This is a genomic window from Pseudomonas sp. PA-4-8C, assembly GCF_021606625.1.
In the GTDB taxonomy this organism is placed as follows: domain Bacteria; phylum Pseudomonadota; class Gammaproteobacteria; order Pseudomonadales; family Pseudomonadaceae; genus Aquipseudomonas; species Aquipseudomonas lactis.
In genome coordinates this window covers 1-608 of sequence record NZ_WKCD01000590.1, presented here as the reverse complement: position 1 = coordinate 608, position 608 = coordinate 1, and the positions used below count along the sequence as shown (strand labels likewise).

At 60.4% G+C, this 608-nt stretch carries 1 protein-coding gene; it reads left to right on the top strand.

Annotated features, from left to right (window positions below; genetic code table 11):
- Positions 1 to 124: 124 nt before the first annotated feature.
- Complete coding sequence (locus GIW04_RS31155; RefSeq protein WP_120249018.1) at positions 125 to 607, top strand: hypothetical protein; 483 nt, start codon at positions 125 to 127, stop codon at positions 605 to 607.
- The last annotated feature ends 1 nt before the right edge of the window (position 608 follow it).

Here is a 608-nt window from a genome sequence, read left to right as displayed (position 1 = left end):
CTTCGAAACGTTCGGCGCGTGGCATCAGGTGAAGGTCGATTCATGCGCCGCATAGCCCGCCCCCCGCAACGCAAACGTCAAACCTGGCTCGCACTCCCGGCCAGCGGAATAGAAGAGGTAGGCCATGGCTGCCGAACAGAAGAAACGCACGGCCAAGCTTGCCGAGAAGCGGCAGGAGCTGGGCGAGCAGGAATTGCGGCACACGGTCCCGTACGGCACCCGGCAGATGCTCGACGAGCTGATGCTCTGGCATGAGATTGAAGAGGTAAGCGAAGCGGTCCAGTTGCTGGTGCTGAATGGCCAGGCCGAGGATCTGCCGCCGGCACCGCCGAAGGTCAAAGGGCCACCCGACATAATCCGCCACTACTTCCGCCAAGGAATGCGCAACCGGTTGGCGGCGCTCACCGCCGAGCTGGGCGAGACGAAGGGCCGGACTGCCATCTGGCGACTGATCGCGCATGCTCACTCGCTGGGCACTGTTAAGTCCGCCGATTACTTCGTAATTCCGCGCCACGATTTTTGTGTATCCCAAATCGTGGCGCGCAAATTACAGCAAGCAGGTTTCGCCGATTCGCTTCAAATGAACGCCGAAGAAGACAACTCATGAT